Source organism: Nonomuraea sp. NPDC049725 (genome assembly GCF_040674795.1).
GTDB classification, from domain to species: Bacteria; Actinomycetota; Actinomycetes; order Streptosporangiales; family Streptosporangiaceae; genus Nonomuraea; species Nonomuraea ceibae.
Genome location: NZ_JBFANJ010000001.1, coordinates 525,307 through 548,286 on the forward strand (window position 1 = coordinate 525,307; position 22,980 = coordinate 548,286).

Below are 22,980 nucleotides of genomic sequence, written 5' to 3' on the forward strand. Positions count from 1 at the left end.
GTGCTGGTGGGCCGGTCAGGCGAGCGCCTTCGCCGGGATCGTGCCGGGTGCGGCGGCCAGGCGGTGCTTGCGCTTGGGGATGCCGTAGGTGGGGTGGGAGGTGGCCCACAGCGACATCCTGAGGATGCCCGCCTTGACGCGCAGGGCCTTCCGCCCGCCCGCGTACGCCGGCTTCGCGCGGCCCTCGTCGTCGACCAGCTGCAGGATGCCGTCCCGTCGCCCGAGGCTGATGTGGTTGTAGGAGTAGACCAGTTTGGTGCGTGCGACCGGGCGGCCGGTCAGGCGGGCCACGATCGCCTCGATGGCCTGCCGGCCCGTGAAGCCGGCCGAGGCGCAGGACATGGGCAGCGGCCGGCCGTTGTCGGCGATGGCGTGGGCGCTGTCGCCGACGGCGTAGACGTCCGGGTGTGAGACCGAGCGCATGGTCCGATCGACGATGATCTGACCGTTTCCGGCGACCTCCAGCCCGGCAGAGGCAGCGAGAGGGCTGACGGCGAACCCGGCCGTCCACACGGTCACGTCGGACGCCAGCTCGGTGCCGTCGGCGCACCGCACCCGCGTCGCCTCGACGGCTTCGACGGCGGTGTGCTCCAGGACGGTGATGCCCAGCCGGGCGCACGCCTGGCGCAGGTGGCGGCGGGCCCCGCCGGAGAGCCGGGCGCCCAGCTCGCCGCGGGCGACGAGCGTCACCGACAGGCCGGGCCGGGCTTCGGCGAGCTCGGTGACGGTCTCGATGCCGGTCAGCCCGTCTCCGATGACCACCACGCGCCCGCCCCCGCCGGGGCGATCCAGGCCGTCCAGGCGTTCGCGCAGGCGCAGCGCCGAGGGCCGGGCGGCGACGTCGTAGGCGTGCTCGGCCACGCCGGGGACGGCTTCGACGTTCCCCTGGCTGCCGAGCGCGTACACCAGGGTGTCGTAGCCGAGCTCGTCGCCGCCGGCGAGGGCGACGACGCGGCGCTCGGCGTCGACGGCGGTGACCCGGGCCAGGCGCAGGCGTATCGCGGTGCCGGAGAAGACGTCGGCCAGCTTCGGGGCTTCGACGGCCCGGCCGGCCGCGAGCTGGTGCAGCCGCATGCGCTGGACGAACTCCGGCACGGCGTTGACCACGGTGATCCGGGTGTCCTTCGGGGACAGCCGGCGGGCCAAGTTCCCGGCCACGTAGGCCCCGGCGTAGCCGGCGCCGAGGACGACGATGCGGTGCTTCATGTGGGTGCTCCTGTGGATGCGGCGTCCTGACGACCATGCGGCGCCGCCGTCCGGGACTTTGTGACAGCGCGCTCCTGTGACCTGCGCCACCGGCCCCGGGTGTCACACAACGGCGGGCACCGGCGCCTTGTGCGTGAAGCAGGAGTTGCGGGCGGACAGGCGGGAGCCGGAGATGGACGAGCACAGCGACCCGAGGACGGACCGGGCGACCGAGGCGTTCCTCGCCCACCGCAACCTGCTGTTCACGGTCGCGTACGAGATGCTCGGCTCGGCGGCCGACGCCGAGGACGCCCTCCAGGAGACCTGGCTTCGCTGGGTCAGGGTCGACCTGGCGCAGGTGCGCGACGAGCGCGCCTACCTGGTGCGGGTCGTCACCCGGCGGGCGCTCGACCGGCTGCGGGCGGTCAAGCGCCGCAAGGAGGCGTACGTCGGCCCGTGGCTGCCCGAGCCGCTGCTGACCGCGCCGGACGTGGCCGAGGACGTGGAGCTGGCCGAGAGCGTGTCGATGGCGCTCATGCTCGTCCTGGAGACGCTGTCGCCGACCGAGCGGGCCGTGTTCGTGCTGCGCGAGGTCTTCGACATCGGCTACGACGAGATCGCGGCGGCCGTCGGCAGGACCCCGGCGACCGTGCGGCAGATCGCGCACCGGGCCCGCAGGCACGTCGACGCGCGGCGGCCCCGCGAGGTGGTCCACCCGGCCCAGGTCAGGGCGGCGGTGGAGTCGTTCCGGCGCGCGCTCGAGACCAGGGACCTGCAAGGGCTGCTCGACGTGCTCGCCCCCGAGGTCGTCCTGGTGAGCGACGGCGGCGGCGTCAAGCAGGCCGCGCCTCACCCGGTCCGGGGCGCCGGCAAGGTGGCCCGCCTGATCGTCGAGGGCCTCGGCAGGACCGGGATCGCGCTCACCAGCGAGCCCACCGAGGTCAACGGCAACCCGGCCCTCCTCCTCCGCGTGGACGGCGAGGTCGACGGCGTCGTCGCGGTCCGAGTCGAGGACGCCCGCATCACCGGCCTCTACTACGTCCGCAACCCGCACAAACTGACCCGCATCGCGTCCGAGACCCCGCTCACCCTGCGCTGAACACCGAACCCTGGAGGTCCTTCATGACGAAGAGCGCTGCCGACGAACTCGCCGGCCTCAAACTGCCGGTCGAACGCGGCTGCCCGTTCGCCCCGCCCACCGCCTACGAACGGCTGCGCGAACAGGCGCCGATCAGCAGGATCACGTTGGCCAGTGGCGGCGAGGCGTGGTGGGTGGCCGGGTACGAGGCCGGCCGTGCCGTCCTCGCCGACCCCCGTTTCTCCTCCGACAAGCGCAAGGCGGGCTTCCCGCTCTTCACGCTGGACGAGACGACCCTGCGGCAGCTCCGCAGCCAGCCGCCGTTGATGCTCGGCCTGGACGGCGCCGAACACTCGGCGGTCCGCCGCCCGGTGATCGGCGAGTTCACCCTGCGGCGGCTGACCGCGCTGCGCCCGAGGATCCAGGCCATCGTCGACCACTTCGTGGACGCCATGCTCGCCGCCGGCCGGCGGCCGGTCGACCTCGTCCAGGCGCTGTCGCTGCCGGTGCCCTCCCTGGTGATCTGCGAACTGCTCGGCGTCCCGTACACCGATCATGACTTCTTCCAGAGCCGCACCGGCATGATGGTGAGCCGTACCTCGCTCGAAGACCGCGCGCGGGCCTTCGGCGAGCTGCGCGCCTACATCGACGACCTGATCACCCGCAAGGAGTCGGAGCCCGGCGACGACCTGTTCAGCCGGCAGATCGCCCGGCAGCGCCAGGACGGCGAGGTCGACCATCCGGGCCTGGTGAGCCTGGCCTTCCTGCTGCTGACCGCCGGGCACGAGACCACGGCGAACATGATCTCGCTCGGGGTGTTCGGGCTGCTCGGCCATCCGGACCAACTGGCCCTGATCCAGGCCGACCCGAGCCGGACGCCCCTGGCCGTGGAGGAGCTGCTGCGCTACTTCACCATCGCCGACGGGGTCACCTCCCGGGTGAGCACCGAGGACGTGGAGATCGGCGGGGTGACGATCAGGGCCGGCGAGGGCGTCGTCGTCTCGACGCTGTCGGCGAACTGGGACCCGGCGGTGTTCGAGGACCCGGACAGGCTGGACATCGAGCGCGGGGCGCGCCACCACCTCGCCTTCGGCTTCGGGCCTCACCAGTGCCTCGGCCAGAACCTGGCCCGGCTGGAGCTGGAGATCGTCTTCGACACGCTGTTCCGCCGTATCCCCGCCCTGCGGCTCGCCGTCCGAGCCGAGGATCTGCCGTTCAAGTCCGACGCCGTCGTGTACGGCCTTCACGAGCTCCCGGTCACCTGGTGAGCCGAACCTGATGCGCGCCGACCACGCCGTCACCCCGCCCCGAGCTCCGGAGTCCGCCTAGCGGAAGTCCTCGACCCGATCCCGCGCCCACTGCGCGAACGTCCGCGGCGGCTTGCCCGTCACGGACTGCGCGGTGGGCAGCGGGCCCAGGGAGCTCGGGTCGAAGTCCTGGCTGTCCGCCGGGTCGGCCGGGTTGCCGTCGTAGTCGGTGAACCCCAGCAGGAAGTCCGCGGCCTCGGCGGCGAACCCGCCCATCCGCAGGTAGATCTCGCGCGCCTCCTCCGGGCTGACCTCCTCGAACCCGACCTCTTCGCCGAGCGCGTCGGCGATGGCCCTGACCTGGTCGCGCAGGCTGATCAGCTCGGGGCCGTTGATGTCGTACGCCTTGCCGTGGTGCCCCTCCTCCAGCAGGGCTTTCAGCGCCACGTCGGCGACGTCCCGCTCGTGCACGGGGAACCAGGCGGCGTCCGGGTTGGCGTCCCGCACGAGCCGCTCGGCCCGGATCGACGGCCCCCACAGCGCGAGCTTGTTGGCCGCGAACTCCCCCGGCCGCAGGTGGGTCCATTCCAGCCCGGAGTCCTCGACGGCCTGTTCGACCAGCGGGTGGAAGGTCGTGTCGAAGCCGCCGGTCACCGCGCCCGACGAGAGCACGACGATCCGCCGTACGCCCGCCCGCTCGGCGCGTTCGACGATCTCCTTCGCCGTCGACGGCTCGGGGAAGAGGAACATCCGGTCCACGCCGTCGAACGGCACGGTCTCGGGCTTGGTGAGATCCCCCTGCACCACCTCGGCTCCGGGCAGCTCGGCCCGCGCCGGGTCCCTGGTCAGGGCCCGTACCTCGACCCCGGCCTGGATCAGGCCCGCTGTCACTTGCCGCCCCACGTTCCCGGTCGCCCCGGTCACCAGCACGCGCACATGCACTCCTCTATTTTCCGTACGTCCTACGGTTAAACAATAACGTACCATCTACGGAAAATAGGGAGGCTTGATGGAACGCAGCGGCGGCGGAGATCCCCGGGAGTCCCTGCGCCTGCTCTGGCGTGCCCCGCAGGCGCGATCGGGCCGCGGCCGGCCGCCCAAGGTCTCCCTGGACAAGATCGTCGCCGCGGGCCTGGAGCTGGCGGACCGCGACGGGCTCGCCGCCATGACCATGGACCGGCTCGCCGCGTCGCTCGGCGTCGGCACGATGACGCTCTACACCCACGTGCCCGGCAAGGCCGAGCTGGTCGACCTGATGGTGGACGCCGCCTGGCAGGAGCTCGACCTCACCCGCTCGGGCTCATGGCGTGACCGGATCGAGCACTACGCCGCCCAGACCGTCGCCCTGCACGAACGCCACCCGTGGCTGCGCATGGTCTCGACCGTACGGCCGCCGCTCGGCCCCGGGCTGCTCGCCAGGAGCGAGTTCCTGCTGGCCGCCCTGGCCGGGACCGGGCTGACCGCCGCCGAGAGCGCCGCGGCCACCGACTCCATCGTCACCTTCGTCGACGCCGCGGCCGCCACGCTGGCCGAGCACACCCAGGCCGAACGGGTCAGCGGCCAGTCCGCCGAAGACTGGTGGGCCGCCCGCCAGGTGTTCTGGGAGACCCTCTTCGACCAGGCGCGCTATCCGGCGATCACCCAGGCCTGGCGGGACGGCGGCTTCGACCGCAACGCGGCCAGGGCGGCGGCGAACGCGTTCGACCTCGGCCTGCGCGCCCTGCTCGACGGGATCACCGCGATGGCCCGGCGGGACGGCTGAGCGAGACGCATGGCCGGATCTGACAGTGACTCGTCATTGCCGCCACCGGAAGCCACGGCAACAATGAGACGTATGTCCGATCTGCACCGTGTGGTCATCGCCGTGTTCCCCGACGTGGACCTGCTGGACGTCACGGGTCCCGCCGAGGTCTTCGCGCTGGCCAACCGCCAGGCGCCGGGCCGGGCGGCGTACCGGGTGCGGCTGGCCGGTCCCCAGGGCGGCACGGTGACGACCTCCGCCGGGGTGCGGCTGGACACCGACCTCACGTTCGCCGAGGTCGGCGGGGAGGTGGACACGCTCGTGGTGCCCGGCGCGGTCGAGCTGTCCGGCGAGGGGCCGATCCCCCGGATCGACCCCGAGGTGGTGGCCTGGGTGCGGAGCACCGCCCCGCACGCCCGGCGGGTGGCCTCGGTGTGCGTGGGCGCGCACATCCTGGCGGCGGCCGGGCTGCTGGACGGCCTGACCGCCACCACGCACTGGTCCACGGCGGCCCGGCTGGCGGCCGATCACCCGGCCGTGACGGTGGACCCCGATCCGATCTTCGTCAGGTCCAGCGACTCCGTGTGGACGGGCGCCGGGATCAGCGCGTGCATGGACCTGGCGCTGGCGCTGGTGGCCGAGGACCACGGCGAGGCTCTGGCGCTGGAGGTCGCCCGGCAACTGGTGGTGTACCGCAAGCGGCAGGGCGGGCAGAGCCAGTTCAGCGTGCCGATGCGGCAGGCGCCCACCGCGCGGCGGGACATCGACGAGCTGCGGCTGTGGATCGCCGAACACCTGGCCGAGGACCTGTCGGCAGGCGCGCTCGCGGAGCGGATGCGGCTGAGCGAACGGCACTTCGCCCGCGTGTTCCGGCAGGAGACCGGCACCACCGCGGCGGCCTATGTCGAGGCGGCGCGGGTGGAGGAGGCCCGCCGCCTGCTGGAGACCACCGACCAGTCCCTCGACCAGGTCGCGGCGGCCTGCGGGCTGCGCTCGGCGCAGACCCTGCACCGCGCCCTGCGCCGGCAGCTCGGCACCACCCCGGCGGCCTACCGCCGGCGCTTCCGCGCCGCCGCCTGACCCATCACCCTTCTGAGCCCGTACGGCCAGGCGGGGTTCCCATATTTCATGGAAAGGAAATCAGTAATGCATGCTTCTACCACCCTGCGCGATGTCATCGGCCTGGACAACCGGCCGCCGAGGCTCGCCGAGTCCACGCTGATCCTGATCGACTACCAGAACACGTACCGCTCCGGGGTCATGGCGCTGCCCGGCGCCGATCGGGCGCTGGCCGCCGGAGCCCGGCTGCTGGAGCGGGCCCGCGCCGCCGGCACCCGGGTGATCCACGTGGTCAACGACGGCGGCGAGGGCACCCCGTACGACATCCGCGCCTGGATCGGGGCGATCTGCGACGAGGTGGCCCCGATCGACGGCGAGGAGGTCGTCGTGAAGGGCTTCCCCAACGCCTTCCACCAGACCCGGCTCGAAGACGTGCTCCGCCAGGCGGAGGCGGGGCCGGATCTGATCCTGGCCGGGTTCATGACCCACATGTGCGTCACCTTCACCGCCCAGGGCGCGTTCAACCTGGGCTTCCGGCCTGCCGTCGTCGCCGACACCACCGCCACGCGGCCTCTGACCGCGCCCTCGGGCGAGGTCGTGCCTGCCGAGACGCTCCAGGCCGGCAGCCTGACCACCATCGCCGACCTGTTCGGCGTCGTGGTCGCCACCGCCGACGACCTCCCGGACTGACACCCGCCGTTAAGATCGCGTGCCATGCATCCGGATGGCTTATGGCGGATCGCCAGGATCGGGATCGTCAGCCTGGTTCTCGTGGCGGCGGCCGCGGGACTGGTGCTCGGCGACGCGTGGCTCTGGGTGGCCGCGGAATGGAAGCCGCCGTACTACGCGGACTTCTACGGGGACGCGGGGTTCGACACCGCGACCACGGTGGCGCTGCTCGTCGCCGCCGTGGTGAAGGCCGCGTTCCTGTGGCTGATCCTGCACGCGCCCATGCCGGGACCGCTGGACCGCCGGGCGAAGGCGCTGCGCCGGCTGCTGTATGTGGCGGTGGCCGACGCGATCGTGCTGTGGTGGCCCATCGCGCTGCTCCCCGACGAGGTGGACGCGGTGTTCCAGCTCGTGCTGTGGACCGCGATCCACGTCCTCTACCTGCTCGTCATCCGCTGGCGGTCCCGCGCGCTGCGCGTAGCGACCGGGGCGCTGTTCGCGGTCGTGCTGGCCGACACGGCCGACGAGGTGCTCGACGAGTTCGGCCTGCCGGAGGTCGTGCCGGAGATCGTGCCGGACGGCTTCCCCCTGTTTGCGCTGTGCGCGGTGGCGGCGACCCTGCTCACCGTCGTCGGGCAGTGGCGCGACGGCCGGTGGAGCCGCGGCACGCTGGTCGCCGGGTGGTCGTCGATGGGCGTCCCCGTGCTGGCGATCCCGCTCTACCTGTACGTCGCGGATTCCATCAGCGGCACTCTGGTGACCTCGATCGTCATGGGCGCGCTGGGGCTCGTCAGCGTCGTGTGGCACGCGGCGACCGCCCGCGAGCTGCCCACCGGGGAACGCCTGGCGGACCACCGGCCCGGCGTGCACCGGGCGATCCGCGTCGCGGTGGCGGCCGTGGTCGTCCTGCCGGTCATCGCGACGATCCAGCCGGAGCAGAACGCGCATCTCACCTATACCGGCTGGACGCCGGACTGCTACGACCACCGCGACTTCGGCGATCTGAAACCCGCGGAGCGTGAGGCCGCGTTCCTCTGCCAGGCGCGGAACACGCTGGGCGGAGTCCCGCCCATGTTCCCGGGCAGCCTGTCGGACCAGGCAGTTCTCGCGTACGGGCGGGCGCTGTGCCGGGCGACGAGCCCGGAGGAGCAGGTGGCGATCCTCACGGAGGCGGGGAGCGCGCGGGCCGGCTGGGCCGCGGATCCGCGGGAGCTCGTCTACATCTGCCCGGAGATCGTCGGCACCACCCACCCTGAGCTGCTGCGCTCGGCCCGAGAGACGGAGGCGGCGTACGACGCCTATGTCGCCGAGGAGAACGCGAAGTGCCGCGACCCGTGGCCCCGGAAGAAGGGCGTCGTCCAGGCCACGGCCAAATACTTCCTGTTCGCCGACGGCGATCCCGGCTACCTCGTCCACGACCCCGGGGACGAAGCCTTCGAGGAGGCGTCGGAGCGGGCGATGGACCGGGTCTACGACGACAGCGGCGGCATCGGGGTGGCCGACAGCGCCGCGCTCGTCGGCCACGTCGCGGACGTCTCGGACCTGTGCCTCACGGTGAAGGCCTTCCGCAGCGCTCCACCACGGCGGACGGCCAAGTGGGACCAGGTCACCGAGGTGCCGCTCGTCAGCCGCAGCGGCCGGCTCACCGTGCCGGAGAAGGACGGCGGCGAGGTGGGCGCGGGCGCGCCGATGCCGAACCTGGCGATCGCCGGCAAGGGCCGCTACCGGCTCCGCGTCCACGTCCGGGTCGACCGCGCCGGGGAGGAGCACCACCTGGTCGTGGTGTTCCCGGGCACGTCGAAGAAGCGGCTCCAGCTGAAGTCGTGAGCTCGGCGGTCAGGGGACGAGGACGATGCGGTCGCCGGTCTCCTCCGTCCAGACCTCGCCGATCCGGGCGAGGGGGACGGCGCGGGCCCGTACGTCGATGGCTCCCTCGGTCACCGCCGAGGCGAGTTCGGGCAGTTCGGCGAGGATGTCGCGGGCGGGGACCGAGCCGATGCCGCTGCCGACGATCCGCAGGCGGGCCGAGCGCAGCGCCGCGGCGGGGATCGGCGCGGTCGGGCCGGCGACGGAGCCGATCTGGATCCAGGTCAGCGGGACGGTGCGGTCGGCGCGGGCGACGAGCATCGGGATCATGGCCCCTGCGGCGGGCTCGCCCCACACGTAGTCGATGACCACGTCGACGTCGGCGGCGCGGCCGACCTCGTCGAAGGTGATCGTCTCGTCGGCGCCGAGCGCGGTCAGCGCGCTCAGCCGGGCCGCGTCACGGCCGGCGGCGATGACGTGGGCGGCGCCGAACAGCTTGGCGATCTGGACCGCCATCCGCCCGGCGTTGCCGGTGGCGCCGAGGACGAGGACGCGCTGCCCGGCGTGGAAGTCGACGCGCCGGCGCAGCGCCACCCAGGACGACATGGCCGGGTTCATCGCGGCGGCGATGCGTACGGGGTCGATGCCGTCGGGCAGGATCACGCTGCGGCGGGGGTCGATGAGGGTGCGGTCGGCGAACGTGCCGAGCGGGGTGTCGTCCAGCACCGCGTAGCGGACGTTGCCCTCCTGGTCGCGCACCACGCCGTCGACGCCGGGGACGAGCGGGTACGCGGCGTCGCCGGAGTAGTGGGAGCCGTTCGCCTTGGCCCTGGTCAGGTGGTGCAGCCCGGCGGCGAGGACCTCGACGGCCAGCTCGTCGCCGCGGCGCGGCTCGGGGGCGGGGTGCTCGCGGTAGACCGGCGGGGTGCCGGCGGCCTGGATGACGGCGGCGTGCATGGGCGTGACCTCCGAAGAATGGTTTGTTTTACCAACCACTCGTCATAGTAGTTGGTAATCCAAACTTTCGCGCGGGCGCCTCAGGTCACCAGTCCCCTGCGGTAGGCGTAGACCACCGCCTGCACGCGGTCACGCAGGCCGAGCTTGGTCAGGATGCGCGACACGTACGTCTTGACCGTCTCCTGGCTGATCACCAGCGTGGCGGCGATCTCGCTGTTGGACCGCCCGTCTGCGATGAGACGCAGCACCTCCAGCTCGCGCGGGGTCAGCGCGCTGTCGTCGGGGCCCCCTTCGGCGGGGCGGATCCGGGACGCGTACCTGCCGACGAGCCGCCGCGTCACCTCGGGCGCCAGCAGCGCGGCACCCGAGGCGACCGTGCGGATGCCGTGCAGGAGCTGAGCCGGCGGCGCGTCCTTGAGCAGGAACCCGCTCGCCCCCGCGCGCAGCGCCTCGTAGACGTACTCGTCCAGGTTGAACGTCGTCACCACCAGCACCTTGATCGGATCGGCGACCCCGGCGCCGGCCAGCAGGCGGGTCGCCTCGATGCCGTCGAGCACCGGCATCCGCACGTCCATCACCACGACGCCGGGACTCAGCCGGCGGGCGAGGTCGACCGCGACCCGGCCGTCGCCGCACTCGCCCACCACCTCCATGTCCGGCTGCGCGCCGATGATCGTCGCGAAGCCGGTGCGGATCAGCGCCTGGTCGTCGCAGACCAGGACCCGGATCGGCGCGCTCACGACCGCCCGCCTGCGGGGACGCGGGCCCGTACCACGAAACCGCCCGCCTGCCGGTGGGCGTCGAACTCGCCGCCCAGTGCCTCCACCCGCTCGCGGAGCCCGGCCAGGCCCCGCCCGCTCCCGCCAGGAGAGACGCCGCCGGAGCCGGGGCCGCCGGTGGTGACCTCCACGCTGATCTCCTTCTCGCCGTGGCGCACCCGGACCGTGGTGGGGGTGCCGTGGGCGTGTTTGAGGGCGTTCGTCAGAGCCTCCTGGACGACCCTATAGGCGACCAGCTCGGCGCTGCCCGCCGATTCCGCCGGGCTGCCCTCCTCGGCGAACTCCACCGGCTGCCCGGCCCGGCGGGTCTGTTCCACGAGCGCGCGGAGCTCACCGGCCGGCGGCAGGCCGACGTGGGTGTCGTGATCGGCCTTGAGCAGGTCGAGCATGTGCCGCAGGTCGGCGATGGCCCGCCGGCCGGTGTCGGTGACGGCGCTCAGCGTCGCGTCGAGCCGGTCGGGCGCGGCCGTCAGGTAGCGGGCCGCCTCGGCCTGCACGACCATCGCCGTCACGTGGTGCGTCACGACGTCGTGGAGCTCGCGGGCGATGCGGGTGCGTTCGGCGGCGCGGGTGGCCTCGGCGACGTGGCGGCGGTGCTCGGCCTCGGCGGCGCGGGTTGAGCGCAGCCAGGCCCCGATGCACCAGGTGAGGACCAGGGACAGGTAGAAGACCACGTACCCCTCCACACTCTCGGTCGCACCCAGCCGGGCGAGCGCGATCGCGAGCGGCACGTACGCCAGGGAGAGGAGGACCACGGTGACACGGCGGTGGCGCTCCAGGTGGGCGCCCGCGCTGATGAGGGCTATGGGCATCGTGTTGCTCGCGAACAAGTGGTAGGCGTGGAGCTGGTCGAGGGCGAAGCCGAGCGCCACCAGTGCCACGCTCACCGCCGGCAGGCGGCGCCGCACGGCGAGCGGCAGGCACTCCAGGGCGAGCACCACGAACGCCGCCTCGTCGACGGGCCTGGCCGGCAGCTCGCCGACCTGCGTCCCCTTGCCGTGGAGCCCCGGCAGGAGCGAGGCGACGGCCATCAGCAGCGCGAACGGTAAGTCCCGGACCACGACGTCGCACCGCCGCCACAGGTCCGTGATGCGCCGTGGACCGGTCATGACGACTCCCTCATGCGCAAACCCTAGGGACCCGGCGGCCTCGGTTCGTCACCACAGGGTGGACATCCGGGGGTAGCTCCTGCGAGCTACCGGCGAATGTCCACCGCACGGGGACGATCTCCAGGCGCCCGCTCCGTAGCGTTGCGACGCGATCCGAATCCCCCACTGGAGGACCACATGCCCGGCAAGATCAAGTCATCCGTCGTGGCCGCGCTGTGCTGCGCCGTGCTCGGCGCGGGCGCGGCCGGCTGCGGCGGCGACGCGCTGGAGAACTGGGACCCCCTCGCGGCCGCCCCGCTCTCCGGGGTCGAGAAGATCCAGGTCGCGGGCCGGTCGGTGAACGTGTCGTGCTCGGGCGACCCGGACAAGGGCGGCCCGGTCGTCGTCCTGATGCACGGCGGCGGCGACGGGCTCGACAAGCTGGCCGCCCTCCAGAAGACGCTGAGCGAGCGGAACCGGGTCTGCTCCTACGACCGGCTCGGCGCGGGGGCGAGCGACCCGCCGGACGGCCCGCAGAGCTTCGCCGGCACGGGGAAGGTCCTCACCGGCGTGCTCGACCGCGTCGCCGGTGACGCCCCGGTCGTCCTCGCCGGGCACTCGCTGGGCGGGCTGATCGCCGCCAGGTACGCCCCCGACCACCGCGACAGGGTCAAGGGGCTGGTCCTGATGGACGCCACCCCGCCCACCATGGCGGCCGACATCGCCAAGGCCATCCCCGAGTCGGCCACCGGCCCGGCCGCCGAGCTGCGCGCGCAGAACCTGGCGATGTTCCGGGGCGAGAACCCGGAGAAGCTCGTCATGGCCGACGGCCCGGTCAGGTCCGCGGGCGACATCCCGGTGGAGGTGATCCAGCACGGCAAGCCGTATCTCGCCGCGCTCCCCGAGTACGGGCCGCGCCTGGAGCGGGCGTGGACCACCGGGCAGCGCGCCTGGCTCGCGCTGTCCGGCGACGCCAGGCTGAGCACCGCCGAGGACAGCGGCCACCACATCTACGTCGACCAGCCAGGCGTCGTCGTCCAGGCCGTCGAGCGCGTCACCGAGCAGGCCGCGCGTCAGGCGTGATCGGGCCTGACCATCAGCAGGCGGCCGTGGCGGAACCGCTCGCCCTCCACCGGCTCGCGCGACAGCCGCGCCACCTCGACGAAACCCTCCTTGCGGGCCAGGTCCGCCAGCTCGTCGATCGGCCACCGGTAGGCAGGCGCGACCTTGTGGTCGAACTGCGAAACCGGCTCACCGTCGGACGCGAAGAAGCCGAGCAGCAGGTGGCCGCCCGGGGCCACCACCCGACGGAACTCGGCCAGGTACGGCGGCAGCTCCGCAGGCGGCGTGTGGATGAGGGAGTACCAGGAGAGCAGGCCGCCCAGCTCGCCGTCGGCCACGTCGATGGCCCCCATCGAGGCGACCTCGAACCGCAGGCCGGGGTTGTCCCTGCGGGCGATCCGGATCAGCGCGGGAGACAGGTCGAGGCCGGAGGCGTCCAGCCCGAGGTCGCGCAGGTGGGCCGTCAGGTAGCCGGGACCGCACCCGGCCTCGACGACCGGCCGGGGCCCGGCGGCCCGGACGAGCTCGGCGAACGCGGCGATGATCGCGCGGTCCAGCGGCTGGCGGTCGAGCGAGTCACGGACGAAGTCGGCGTAGATGTCGGCCACGGCGTCGTAGGCGTCCGCCGTAGCGCTCAGGTAGGAGGAGGATGCGGTCATGGCGGACGACTGTAGTCGACGCCCGACGCGTCAGGGCTCCAGCAGCAGCCTGGCCACGGCGTTGAGCGTGATGGCGATGCCGATGCCGCCCACGGTCCAGCCGAGGACCCGTGCGGTGTTCCTGGTCAGCCAGTCGTTGATCTTCTGCAGCAGCGGCTCCACCCTGCGGTGCGCGGCCAGCCGGGCGACGGCGAGCACGATCGCCGGGAGCGTCATCACCAGGCAGTATCCGGCGATCGTGACCCCCGAGAGCTGCCATCCGAGGTCCGCGTCGGCGATCAGGCCGACAGCGGCCAGGTAGGGCAGCATGGTGGCGACCTCCAGCAGCGCCGCCAGCAGGGCCAGGCTCATCAGGGCGCCGGTGCTGCCGCTGCCGGTCATCGCCTTGACCCGCCAGCGCTGGACCTTGCCGGGTTCGCCCTCCTGCCGCCGGGCCCTGGCCTCCAGCCAGTAGCTCGCCGCGATGACGGCGACGCCGAGGGCGAGCTGTCCGATCTTCAGCGTCGTCGCCGGGACGTCGGCGACGAGCGCGCGGGCCGCGAGCAGGGCGGCGTCGGCGCCGAGCGTGAGCAGCACGCCCACGCAGAAGTAGAACGCGGCCACCGTGCCCAGGTAGACGGCGACGCGCCCGGCGCGCAACCGGCCGGGGGTGAGCAGCAGCCACACGGGGATGAGCAGGGTGCCGAAGCTGGTGCTGTCGATCAAGGCGAGCCCGCCGAGCATCAGCGCGAGCCCGGGCGTCACGCGGCCACCTCCGCGCCGAAGAGGCGGCCCAGGTAGGCGGCGAGCGCCGCGCGGATGCCGGCGGCGTCGTAGCCCGTGCCGGTGGCGGCGTGGTGCAGGCACAGGCCGTCGACGAACGCGACCAGCGCGGCCGCCTCCACGCGCGGGTCGAGCGCGGGGTCGAGCTCGCCCGCGCGCTGGGCCCCGGCCAGCGCGTCGGCGAGGCCGTCGAGCAGGTCGGCCGTGGCGGCCCGGTGCACGGCGGCCATCTTCTCGTCGGTGAGCGTGGCCTGGAGGAAGGTCAGCCAGACCCTGAGCTCGCGTTCGCGCTCGGGGTCCAGCGGCAGGAACGTCTCCATCAGCCGCATCACGAACCCGCGCACCGGAGTGGTGACCTGGACCTGCCGGACACGTTCGCCGACGCGCCGGTAGACGTGCTCGATGCCGAAGAGCAGCAGCTCGTCCTTCGAGCGGAAGTAGCGCTGCACCAGGCCCACCGACACCTCGGCCGCCGCTGCGACGTCGACCAGCGTGGTGCGGGCGAGCCCCCGTTCGGCCAGGGTCCTCATCAGCGCGTGGGTGATCTGCGAGCGCCGCGTGTCCGCGTCGGCATGTCGGGTCATGAAGTAAATAATACTGTAATATTTTTTATGCCTACTCCGGGCTGGTGACGCGGGCGAGCACGATGCCGCCGACGATGAGCGCCAGCGCGGCCATGCGGCCGATCGACACCGGATCCTTGTGCACGACGATCCCGAGGGCGATCGCGCCGACCGCGCCGATGCCGGTGAAGACGGCGTACGCGGTGCCGACGGGCAGGGTCTGCATCGCGTACGCCAGCAGCCAGACGGCGGCGGCCATGAGGACGAAGCAGATCAGGGTGGGCAGCGGCCTGGTGAAGCCCTGAGTGGGTTTGATGCTCTGCGCCCAGGCGATCTCGACCAGTCCGGCCAGCCCGAGGATGAGCCAGTTCATCGGTCAGTGCTCCTTTCCGAGCTCGTACGCGGTCCGCAGCGCGGCGGCGTACAGCTCGTCGTGGTCGGCCCGGCGGTCGGCGAGAAGGGGGTCGACCCGGGAGTTGGCCAGGTCGGCGGTGACGAAGGCGGTGTCCTCGACGGCGAAGTGGCCGGCGAAGAAGTCGCGCAGGTAGCGCGCCTGGTAGTCGTAGCGGGCCTTGGGGGCGCCCGGCGCGTAGGCCCCGCCTCGGGCGGTGGCGACCACGAAGCGGCGGCCGGCGAGCGACATCCGGGGGAAGGTCACCTGGTCGAGCCAGGCCTTCAGCGACGACGGGACCGAGTAGTTGTACATCGGGGTGGCGATCAGCACCACGTCGGCGGCCACGAGCTCGGCCAGCAGCGGCTCGACCACGGCCCAGGCGGCGGCCTGCTCCGGGGTCCGCACGGCCTCCTTGTAGCGGTCGAGGTCGGTGATGCCGTGGGCCATGACGTGATCGCACAGCTCGGTCCAGGCTTCGCCGATGTGCGGCACGGGGTCGGCGGCGAGGTCGCGCCTGACGTGGACGCCGTCCGGGTGGGCGGCGCGCCAGGACTCGGCGAAGGCGTCGCCCAGCTCGCGGCTGATCGACCGGCGGCGGGCGCTCGCGTCCAGGTGCAGCAACGTGGTCATCGGGGGCTCCTCAACAAGTGGACGCTCTGTCCGGTTCGACCGTAGCAGCGAAGCGGACGACATGTCCACTTCGCGGTAGAGTCGCAGCATGAAGCCCCGCATCGACCTGCTCACCGGACGCCCCACAGGCGACGGCGCCCGCCCGCGCGAGCGCGCCGACGCCGCCCGCAACCGGGCCAAGGTGCTCGCCGCCGCCGCCGAGCTGTTCGCCACCCGCGACCCGCGCGGCGTCACGATGGAGGACATCGCCAAGGCCGCGGGCGTGGGGCGCGGCACGCTCTACCGCCGCTACCCCGACACCGTCTCGATCGCCCAGGCGCTGCTGGACGAGCACGAGTTCGCGCTGCAGGAGCGGCTGCTGCGCGGCGACCCGCCGCTCGGGCCGGGCGCGCCTCCCGGCGACCGGCTCGCCGCCTTCTACGCCGCGATGGTGGACCTGCTCGAAGCCCACATCTCTCTGGTGCTCGGCGCCGAACAGGGCGAGCTGCGGTTCACCACCGGCGCGTACGGGTTCTGGCGCGCGCACGTGCGGACGCTGCTCATCCAGGCGGCGGTCCCCGAGCCCGAGGCGCTCGTCGACGTGCTGCTCGCCCCGCTGGGCCCGGACGTCTTCGCCGAGCAGCGGCGGCGCGGCCTCACCCCCGAGCAGATCACCGCCGCCCTGGCCCGCCTGGCCCACGGGGTGACGCGTTGACAGCCGCCACCTCTCAGGCAGAGGGCCGCTACGCGCCGTCGATCTCGCGGGCCCGCTCGGTCTGCGGCTCGCCGCTCCTGGTGCGGCCCAGCTTGCCCGCCTTGACCGAGGCCGCCAGCACGTCGCAGATCAGCCGGACGCCGAGCAGCGACGTCACGTCCGAGCTGTCGTACGGCGGCGAGACCTCCACCACCTCCATGCCGAGCAGCCCCTCGGCGGCGAAGCGGCGCACCAGCTTGAGCACCTCGCGCGGGTAGAGCCCGCCGGGCTCGGGCCAGCCGGTGCCGGGCGCGAACCCGGGGTCGACGGCGTCGATGTCGAACGACAGGAACACGCCCTCCGCGCCGTTGCTCCAGGCCACCTCCAGCGCCAGGTCGGCGACGGCGTCCAGGCCGTGCTCCTCGACGTCCTCGACCGTGATCACCACCGAGCCGCCCTTGCGCGCCTCCTCGACGCCGGGCCTGGGCACCTGCCAGCCGCCGATGCCGATCTGCACCAGGTTGCCCATGTCGAAGTGGAGCTCGTGCGCCGCCCAGTACCAGGGGGTCGTGTGCATGCGCTCGTCGAGGTCGCGCTTCTGGGTGTCGAGGTGGCGGTCGAAGTGGATGACGCCGATCTTCTTGCCGAACGCGTTCATCACGCCTCTGGCGGTGGGGAACCCGATCGAGTGGTCGCCGCCGAGGATGACCGGGAAGACGCCGTTGGACACGATGTGCTCGATGCCCTTGGTGATCTGGTCGAAGGCCTTCTCCAGGTTGGCGGGGGTGACGAAGATGTCGCCCACGTCCACGATGTCGAGCTGTTCGCGCAGGTCGACGCCCTGTTCGTAATAGTAGGGCGAGTACAGCGACGAGATGCTGCGCATGCCCTCGGGGCCGAAGCGCGGGCCGGGGCGGTAGGTGGTGCCGGTGTCGAGGGGCACGCCGACGACGGCGACCTCGTGCTGCCCGACGAGCGTGACGTCCTCCAGGTACGGCGTCTTGAGGAAGGTCTTGATGCCGGAGAAGTGCGGCACCTCGCCGCGCTGGAACGTCGAGGCCAGCTCCCGGTCCTGGATGGAGTCGGCCGGAGGCAGGCCGAGGCGGTGGATGCGCCGCAGCTCCTCCTGGTACTTGCGGTCGGTCAGCTCGCGTTCGAGGCGTTTGGCCTTCTCGCCGAGGAGGTCGTCAGGATCGATGCCCATGAGGTGTCCCTGCGCCCGGGCCCGACAAGCACAACGCGAAGAAGGGCATGGATTGCGAAAAGCCTCAGCGGGGGCGCAGTCCGCCGAGGGAGACCTCGACGTAGCGCCGCCAGTCGCCCGCGGCGTTGCGGATCACCGCCGCCAGGCCGCAGATGACCATGTTGACGTCCGCGGCGGTCACCTCGGGCCCGACGGTGCCGCGTTCGCGGGCCAGGCCGATCAGCTCCGCGATGGCGGCGAGCAGCTCCTCGCGGGTCTCTCCGCGCGGCTCGGCCGAGCCCATCGCCCGCTCGATCACCTCGGACATGCCGCGGTCGCCGGCCAGCACCTCGCCCACGTGGCGCAGGTAGCGGGCCAGCCCGTGGTCCGGGTCTCCGGCGAACCGGCGCGCGGCCTCGGCGAGCTCGGCGGCCCAGTGGTCGGCGACGGCCTCGATCAGGGCCTCCCGGGTGGGGAACTTGCGGTAGAGGGTCCCGACGCCGACGCCCGCCGCCCGCGCGACCTCCGACATCTGCACGTCGTGGCCGCTCTCGGCGAACAACGCGCGCGCCGCCTCCAGGACGCGGTCGCGGTTGCGCTCGGCGTCGGTGCGCGGCTTGCGGCGGGCCTGCGGTGTTGACATCTCGAACGATCCCCTGACTAGACTTCCGTACGGAATCCGGAATCCGGAATCCTTATTCCGATTATGCAGGAAAGGTCGGCATCATGTCGAAACGGGCGGCGGGACGGTCCGGCCAGGCGCTCCTGGTGTGGGGACTGCTGGTGGTGGCGGCGAACCTGCGGCCGAGCCTGACCGGCGTCGGGCCGCTGCTGGATCGCGTCCAGGCCGATCTGGGGCTGGCTCCGGCCGTGGCGGGGCTGCTGACGACGCTGCCGCTGCTGGCGTTCGCGGCGGTGTCACCGGTGGTCCCGCGCATGGCGGCGCGGTGGGGGCCCGAGCGGCTGCTCTGGGGCGCGCTCCTGGTGATGACGTTCGGGATCGCGGTGCGGTGGATCCCGTCGGCCGGCGCCCTGTTCGCCGGGACCGTGCTGATCGGCGCGGGGATCGCCGTGGGCAACGTGATCCTGCCGAGCCTGATCAAGCGCGACTTCCCGGACCGGGTGGGACTGCTGACCAGCGCGTACGCCACCGTCATGGGCGGTGTCGCCGCGGTGGCCTCCGGCGTCGCGGTGCCGATCGCCGAGGCCGCCCCGGGCGGCTGGTACACCGCGCTGGGCTGCTGGATCGTGCCCGCGCTGGTGGCCGTGGCGCTGTGGTCCCCGCAGGTGCGGACCTCGCGGCCGGCCGCCGGGACGGTCCGCCGTCGGCGGCTGCCGTGGCGCTCGCCGCTCGCCTGGGCGGTCACGGCCTTCATGGGCCTGCAGTCGCTGGGCTTCTACGTCGCCGTGACGTGGCTGCCCCAGGTGTTCCAGGACAGCGGGGTCGGCGCGGCGACGGCCGGATGGCTGCTGTTCCTCTACCAGGCGGTCGCACTGGTGACCAGCCTGGCGGTGCCGATCGCGCTGCGGTGGGCGCGCGACCAGCGCGCGGTGGCCGCCGTGAGCTCGGCGGCGTTGCTGACCGGCTATGCCGGGCTGCTGCTGGCGCCCGGTTGGGTGCTGGCGTGGACGGTCGTGCTGGGGCTGGCCGGTGGCGCGTGCCTGGTGCTAGCGCTGGCCTTCCTCAGCCTGCGCGCCCACGACGCGACCGGCGCGGGCGAGCTGTCGGCGATGGCGCAGTCGATCGGCTACCTGGTGGCGGCGGCGGGCCCGGTGGTCTTCGGGCTGCTGCACACCGTCAGCTCCGGGTGGGAGGCGCCGCTCGCGCTGATGTGCGTCGCCGCGACCGGCCAGGTGATCGTCTCGATCGCGGCCGGCCGCGGCACGGTGCCCGCGGCCGGCGCGGACCGGGACCCGCTCGGCGCCGGCGAGCCCCGCTGACGCCCTACTGGGCGGCGTCCCGCACGTCCGCGGTCTGCGCGGCAGTGGCCTGGACGGCGGCGGCCATGGCCTCGTGGCCTGCGGCGTTGGGGTGGAGGCCGACCGAGTCGACGCCCTCCATCGGCTCCATCCACCGCACGCCGAGCGGCTTGCACAGGTCGTGGCCCACCGAGCCGGCGTAGGTGTCGACGTACGTGGCGCCGTTGGCGGCGGCGCGGGCGGCGAGCATGGCGTTGAGGCGCTTCTCCACGTCCCGCAGCCAGGGCGCGTCACCCTTGGCGATGGGGACGGTCGAGTAGCAGTTGCTCCCGTCGTCCGGCATGATCACCGGGTAGCCGACGACGAGGACGTCGGCGGCCGGGGAGCGGCGCTTGATCTCCTGGAGCACGGCGTCGACCTTGTCGCCCGTGGCGGAGATCCGCCCGCCGATCGGGTCGATGCCGGCCACGGTGTAGCTGGTCTTGCACGGCGAGCCCCACGGGTTGAGCTTCCCGAGGATGACGCAGCGGGCGATGATGCCGCTGACGTCGATGTCGTTGCCGCCGATCCCCAGCGTGACCAGGCCGGTGTCCGGCCGGAGCGCGTCGAGCTGGGGCGGCGCGGTGCCCTGCGAGGCGGTCATGTGCGCCGTGGTGGCCCCGGCGCAGCTCGCGTCGGTGAACGCGGCCGCGGGTAACCCGGCCGCCGTCAGCGTGGGGTAGTTCCGGTCGGACCGGCCGCAGTTCGCGTCCGTCTGGTTCGGGATTCCGGGGCCCGCGGTGTAGGAGTCGCCGAGGGCCACGTAATGGCCGGTGGCGGCGTGCGCGGGCGGTGCCGCGACGACCGCCGAGGCGAGTGCTGCCGCGAGTGCTGGGGCGATCACGAGGGAGGTGTTCCTGAGCCGTCGGCTGGTTGCGAGCATGGCTACCTTCACTGGACGGGGGGTGAGGGCAGGAGGCGGCGGACCGCAGTTTCCTACCAGGCGGTAAGTTTTGCCACACGGAGCCCGCAGCGTCAAGATCTGCCCGAGCGGATACGATCGGATCGCAAGCGAGAGGCGGGTGATGGTCCGGTGGCGCAGAGGACGACCGTCTACGACGTCGCCGAGCGCGCGGGCGTCTCCATCGCGACGGTCTCGCACACGTTCCGGCAGCCGGAGCGGGTCCGCCCGGAGACGCGGGAGCTGGTCCTCCAGGCCGCGCGGGTCCTCGGCTACGTGCCGAGCGGCAGCGCGCGCGGGCTGGCGAAGGGCCGTTCGCAGGCGCTCGGCCTGTACGCCTTCGACATGTTCCTGCCGTCCGACCTCAGCGCCCCGGCCCTGGATCTCGACACCCTGGTGGCCAAGGAGCTCGACGGCCTCGGCGACGTGCGGCGCTTCCCGCTCTACGTGGACGAGATCCAGCGCGGCTTCGAGCTGGAGGCGCGGCGGCTGGGCCGTTCGGTGATGCTCGGGTCGGGGGCCAGCCGCGACTCGCTGGGCAGCATCGACCTGGCGGGCAGCGTCGACGGGCTGGCGATCTTCCCCGGCGGCGCGGCGCGCGACCTGCTGGAACACGTCGGCCGCGGCGTCCCGGTGGTGATCTTCAGCAGCCCGCCCATGCACGACCCGCTGCACCACATCACGGTCTCCAACGAGGACGCCGTGCGCGAGCTCGTCGACCACCTGATCGGGCAGCACGGCCATCGGACGCTGGTGTTCCTGGGCGAGCTGGCCGCCCCCGACATCGGCGCCCGGTTCGCCGGGTTCCAGGCGGCGCTGGCCGCGCACGGGCTGCCGGTCCCGGACGAGCCGTTCGACACGACGGCGCTGACCCGCGACAGCCTGCGCTCACTGCGCGCGGCGATCACGGCCGGCGACCTGCCCGACGCGCTGGTGTGCGCCACCGACCAGCTCGCGCTCACGGTGATCGACCTGCTGGCCCGCCACGGCATCCGGGTGCCGGACGACGTCGCGGTCACGGGCTTCGACGGGATCATCGCCGGCCGGCTCTCCGACCCGACGCTGACCACGGTCAGGCAGCCGTTCGCGTCGATGGGGCGGCTGGCCGTGCGCATCCTGACCGACACGGCCGCCGGGCTCTCCCACCCCACGTCGTACGTGCTTCCGACGCGCATGGTGATCGGCCGTAGCTGCGGGTGTCGCTGAAGAGTTTTATCTCGATTGCGCAATGGGGCTGGCTTCTTGGCTTGTTAAGCGCATAAATTCGCATCCACTCGGGGGAGGCATGCAGGTCAACAGGAAGGAACTGGCCGTGCGATACAGATCGACAGTGGCCGCCCTGGCCGCGATCGTCGCGGCGACGGCACTCACCGGTTGTGGCCGCGCCGAAGAGGCCGGCGGCGGGCAGGCCCAGCCGTCGTCCACCGTCGCGGCCAAGGCGACCGGCAAGATCACCATGTGGGCGATGGGCAACGAGGGCGAGCTCCTGCCCGAGTTCGTCAAGAAGTTCGAGGCCGACAACCCGGGCGTCACCGTGGACGTGACGGCCATGCCGTGGGACTCGGCCTACCAGAAGTTCCAGACCGCCATCGCCGCCGGGAACGTTCCAGACCTGGCGATGATGCCCGGCCTGCCGGTCTTCAAGGACGCCTTCGCGCCCGTGCCCGACGCCATCGACACCTCCGGCATGTACCCGGGGTCCGTCTCGACGGGCACGATCGACGGGAAGCTTCTCGAAGTGCCCTGGTACGTCGACGTGCGTGCGCTCTACTACCGGACGGACCTGGCCAAGAAGGCGGGCTGGGACAAGCCGCCGGCCACCTGGGAAGAGCTCCAGCAGATGGCCGCCGACCTGCAGAAGAAGGCCGGGGCCAAGTGGGGCATCCGGCTGCCCGCGGGCACGACCGGGTCGTTCCAGTCGGCGCTCTGGATGGCGTGGTCCAACGGCGCCGAGCTCATGAACGCCGACCGCAGCGCCTGGACGCTCGACACCCCGGAGTTCGCCTCCGCCTTCGAGTACCTGGCCTCGTACTTCGAGAAGGGCATCGCCGACCCGAACGCCGACACGGCTCCCGCCGCCGCAGTGAAGGACTTCATGACGGGCGCGACGCCCATGCTCGTCGCCGGCCCGTTCCTGCGCGGCGCCATCGCGCAGGCCGGCGGGGAGAAGTTCGCGAGCATGTACACGACCGTGCCCCTGCCGGCCGGCAAGAGCTCGACCTCGTTCGTCGGCGGCGCGAACCTGGTGGTCTTCAAGGGCGCCAAGAACCCGGACTCCGCCTGGAAGCTGGTGCAGTGGCTCAGCCAGGCCGACACCCAGGCCGCCTGGTACAAGGTCAGCGGCGACCTGCCGTCGATCGAGAGCGCCTGGAAGGACCCGGCCCTCGTCTCCGACCCGACGCTCGCCGCGTTCGCCGAGCAGCTCAAGACCGCCAAGGCGCCGCCGCAGGTCGTCAGCTTCGACAAGGTCGGCGCGGCGGGCGACGCCGCGATCGAGCAGATCGTCAAGGGCGGCAAGCCGGTGTCCGACGCGCTGCGGCAGCTCCAGAAGCAGGCCGACGGCATCGGGGTGTCCTGAGCAGTGT

Annotated in this window: 24 protein-coding genes; 11 read left to right on the forward strand and 13 right to left on the reverse strand. The window is 72.7% G+C overall.

The genetic code is table 11. From position 1 onward, the window contains the following. Positions 1 to 15: 15 nt before the first annotated feature. On the reverse strand, positions 16 to 1,206 hold the full coding sequence (locus AB0J53_RS02745; protein WP_364168099.1) for an FAD-dependent oxidoreductase: 1,191 nt from the start codon (positions 1,204 to 1,206) through the stop codon (positions 16 to 18). A 172-nt stretch (positions 1,207 to 1,378) separates the two neighbouring features. Between AB0J53_RS02745 and AB0J53_RS02750 the strand changes: the two genes are divergently transcribed. Together AB0J53_RS02750 and AB0J53_RS02755 are read left to right on the forward strand one after the other, a co-directional pair. Further along, positions 1,379 to 2,284 carry an RNA polymerase sigma-70 factor gene (locus tag AB0J53_RS02750; RefSeq protein WP_364168101.1) on the forward strand — a complete coding sequence of 302 codons (906 nt, stop codon included), beginning with the start codon at positions 1,379 to 1,381 and terminating at the stop codon, positions 2,282 to 2,284. 23 nt (positions 2,285 to 2,307) lie between these two features. Next, positions 2,308 to 3,531 carry a cytochrome P450 gene (locus tag AB0J53_RS02755; protein ID WP_364168103.1) on the forward strand — a complete coding sequence of 408 codons (1,224 nt, stop codon included), beginning with the start codon at positions 2,308 to 2,310 and terminating at the stop codon, positions 3,529 to 3,531. Between the two features lie 57 nt (positions 3,532 to 3,588). Here AB0J53_RS02755 and AB0J53_RS02760 read toward each other — a convergent pair whose 3' ends face one another. After that, complete coding sequence (locus AB0J53_RS02760) at positions 3,589 to 4,446, reverse strand: NAD(P)H-binding protein (protein WP_364168105.1); 858 nt, start codon at positions 4,444 to 4,446, stop codon at positions 3,589 to 3,591. A gap of 73 nt (positions 4,447 to 4,519) precedes the next feature. Here AB0J53_RS02760 and AB0J53_RS02765 point away from each other — a divergent pair, with 73 nt between their 5' ends. The 4 genes from AB0J53_RS02765 (at position 4,520) to AB0J53_RS02780 (ending at position 8,806) form a co-directional block, all read left to right on the forward strand. Next, positions 4,520 to 5,272 (forward strand): TetR/AcrR family transcriptional regulator C-terminal domain-containing protein, encoded by a 753-nt coding sequence (locus AB0J53_RS02765; RefSeq protein ID WP_364168106.1) that lies wholly within the window; start codon positions 4,520 to 4,522, stop codon positions 5,270 to 5,272. 72 nt (positions 5,273 to 5,344) lie between these two features. Beyond that, positions 5,345 to 6,331, forward strand: a complete 987-nt coding sequence (locus AB0J53_RS02770; protein WP_364168108.1) for a DJ-1/PfpI family protein — start codon at positions 5,345 to 5,347, stop codon at positions 6,329 to 6,331. Positions 6,332 to 6,397: 66 nt separating this feature from the next. Then, complete coding sequence (locus AB0J53_RS02775; protein WP_364168110.1) at positions 6,398 to 7,000, forward strand: isochorismatase family protein; 603 nt, start codon at positions 6,398 to 6,400, stop codon at positions 6,998 to 7,000. A 24-nt stretch (positions 7,001 to 7,024) separates the two neighbouring features. Continuing rightward, positions 7,025 to 8,806 (forward strand): hypothetical protein, encoded by a 1,782-nt coding sequence (locus AB0J53_RS02780; protein WP_364168112.1) that lies wholly within the window; start codon positions 7,025 to 7,027, stop codon positions 8,804 to 8,806. 9 nt (positions 8,807 to 8,815) lie between these two features. Here the strand turns inward: AB0J53_RS02780 and AB0J53_RS02785 are convergent, their stop codons facing one another. The 3 genes from AB0J53_RS02785 to AB0J53_RS02795 form a co-directional block, all read right to left on the reverse strand. Then, the gene (locus tag AB0J53_RS02785) at positions 8,816 to 9,742 is read right to left on the reverse strand and encodes a zinc-binding alcohol dehydrogenase family protein (protein ID WP_364168114.1); all 927 of its coding nucleotides are present in this window, start codon (positions 9,740 to 9,742) and stop codon (positions 8,816 to 8,818) included. A gap of 80 nt (positions 9,743 to 9,822) precedes the next feature. Continuing rightward, on the reverse strand, positions 9,823 to 10,482 hold the full coding sequence (locus AB0J53_RS02790; RefSeq protein ID WP_364168116.1) for a response regulator transcription factor: 660 nt from the start codon (positions 10,480 to 10,482) through the stop codon (positions 9,823 to 9,825). Beyond that, positions 10,479 to 11,630 (reverse strand): histidine kinase, encoded by a 1,152-nt coding sequence (locus AB0J53_RS02795; protein WP_364168118.1) that lies wholly within the window; start codon positions 11,628 to 11,630, stop codon positions 10,479 to 10,481. Before AB0J53_RS02795 ends, AB0J53_RS02790 begins: the two co-directional genes overlap by 4 nt. Positions 11,631 to 11,807: 177 nt before the next feature. Between AB0J53_RS02795 and AB0J53_RS02800 the strand changes: the two genes are divergently transcribed. Next, positions 11,808 to 12,692, forward strand: a complete 885-nt coding sequence (locus AB0J53_RS02800) for an alpha/beta fold hydrolase (protein ID WP_364168120.1) — start codon at positions 11,808 to 11,810, stop codon at positions 12,690 to 12,692. Here the strand turns inward: AB0J53_RS02800 and AB0J53_RS02805 are convergent. The 5 genes from AB0J53_RS02805 to AB0J53_RS02825 are packed head-to-tail and all read right to left on the reverse strand — an operon-like array spanning position 12,683 to position 15,679. Continuing rightward, entirely contained in the window at positions 12,683 to 13,330 is a 648-nt protein-coding gene (locus tag AB0J53_RS02805; protein ID WP_364168121.1) for a methyltransferase domain-containing protein, read from the reverse strand. The two genes, AB0J53_RS02800 and AB0J53_RS02805, sit on opposite strands and share 10 nt — an antisense overlap. A gap of 30 nt (positions 13,331 to 13,360) precedes the next feature. Next, positions 13,361 to 14,074 (reverse strand): GAP family protein, encoded by a 714-nt coding sequence (locus tag AB0J53_RS02810; RefSeq protein ID WP_364168123.1) that lies wholly within the window; start codon positions 14,072 to 14,074, stop codon positions 13,361 to 13,363. Next, positions 14,071 to 14,676, reverse strand: a complete 606-nt coding sequence (locus AB0J53_RS02815; RefSeq protein WP_364168125.1) for a TetR family transcriptional regulator C-terminal domain-containing protein — start codon at positions 14,674 to 14,676, stop codon at positions 14,071 to 14,073. The genes AB0J53_RS02810 and AB0J53_RS02815 overlap by 4 nt, the downstream gene beginning before the upstream one ends. 31 nt (positions 14,677 to 14,707) lie before the next feature. Then, positions 14,708 to 15,028 (reverse strand): multidrug efflux SMR transporter, encoded by a 321-nt coding sequence (locus AB0J53_RS02820; RefSeq protein WP_364168127.1) that lies wholly within the window; start codon positions 15,026 to 15,028, stop codon positions 14,708 to 14,710. 3 nt (positions 15,029 to 15,031) lie between these two features. Next, the gene (locus AB0J53_RS02825) at positions 15,032 to 15,679 is read right to left on the reverse strand and encodes an NAD(P)H-dependent oxidoreductase (RefSeq protein ID WP_364168129.1); all 648 of its coding nucleotides are present in this window, start codon (positions 15,677 to 15,679) and stop codon (positions 15,032 to 15,034) included. Between the two features lie 88 nt (positions 15,680 to 15,767). Here AB0J53_RS02825 and AB0J53_RS02830 point away from each other — a divergent pair, with 88 nt between their 5' ends. Continuing rightward, positions 15,768 to 16,373, forward strand: coding sequence for a helix-turn-helix domain-containing protein (locus AB0J53_RS02830; protein WP_364168131.1), 606 nt, complete (start codon positions 15,768 to 15,770; stop codon positions 16,371 to 16,373). Positions 16,374 to 16,401: 28 nt separating this feature from the next. Here the strand turns inward: AB0J53_RS02830 and AB0J53_RS02835 are convergent, their stop codons facing one another. Together AB0J53_RS02835 and AB0J53_RS02840 are read right to left on the reverse strand one after the other, a co-directional pair. Beyond that, positions 16,402 to 17,556, reverse strand: coding sequence for an agmatinase family protein (locus tag AB0J53_RS02835; RefSeq protein ID WP_219499054.1), 1,155 nt, complete (start codon positions 17,554 to 17,556; stop codon positions 16,402 to 16,404). Positions 17,557 to 17,620: 64 nt separating this feature from the next. Next, on the reverse strand, positions 17,621 to 18,178 hold the full coding sequence (locus AB0J53_RS02840; RefSeq protein WP_364168133.1) for a helix-turn-helix domain-containing protein: 558 nt from the start codon (positions 18,176 to 18,178) through the stop codon (positions 17,621 to 17,623). An 83-nt stretch (positions 18,179 to 18,261) separates the two neighbouring features. Here AB0J53_RS02840 and AB0J53_RS02845 point away from each other — a divergent pair, with 83 nt between their 5' ends. Continuing rightward, positions 18,262 to 19,476, forward strand: coding sequence for an MFS transporter (locus AB0J53_RS02845; protein ID WP_364168135.1), 1,215 nt, complete (start codon positions 18,262 to 18,264; stop codon positions 19,474 to 19,476). A gap of 4 nt (positions 19,477 to 19,480) precedes the next feature. Here the strand turns inward: AB0J53_RS02845 and AB0J53_RS02850 are convergent, their stop codons facing one another. Continuing rightward, positions 19,481 to 20,377: an SGNH/GDSL hydrolase family protein gene (locus tag AB0J53_RS02850; protein ID WP_364168136.1), complete on the reverse strand. Its 897-nt coding sequence runs from the start codon at positions 20,375 to 20,377 to the stop codon at positions 19,481 to 19,483. A gap of 150 nt (positions 20,378 to 20,527) precedes the next feature. Between AB0J53_RS02850 and AB0J53_RS02855 the strand changes: the two genes are divergently transcribed. Together AB0J53_RS02855 and AB0J53_RS02860 are read left to right on the forward strand one after the other, a co-directional pair. Next, positions 20,528 to 21,601, forward strand: coding sequence for a LacI family DNA-binding transcriptional regulator (locus AB0J53_RS02855; RefSeq protein ID WP_364168138.1), 1,074 nt, complete (start codon positions 20,528 to 20,530; stop codon positions 21,599 to 21,601). A 106-nt stretch (positions 21,602 to 21,707) separates the two neighbouring features. Beyond that, entirely contained in the window at positions 21,708 to 22,973 is a 1,266-nt protein-coding gene (locus AB0J53_RS02860) for an extracellular solute-binding protein (protein ID WP_364168140.1), read from the forward strand. Positions 22,974 to 22,980 lie beyond the last annotated feature (7 nt).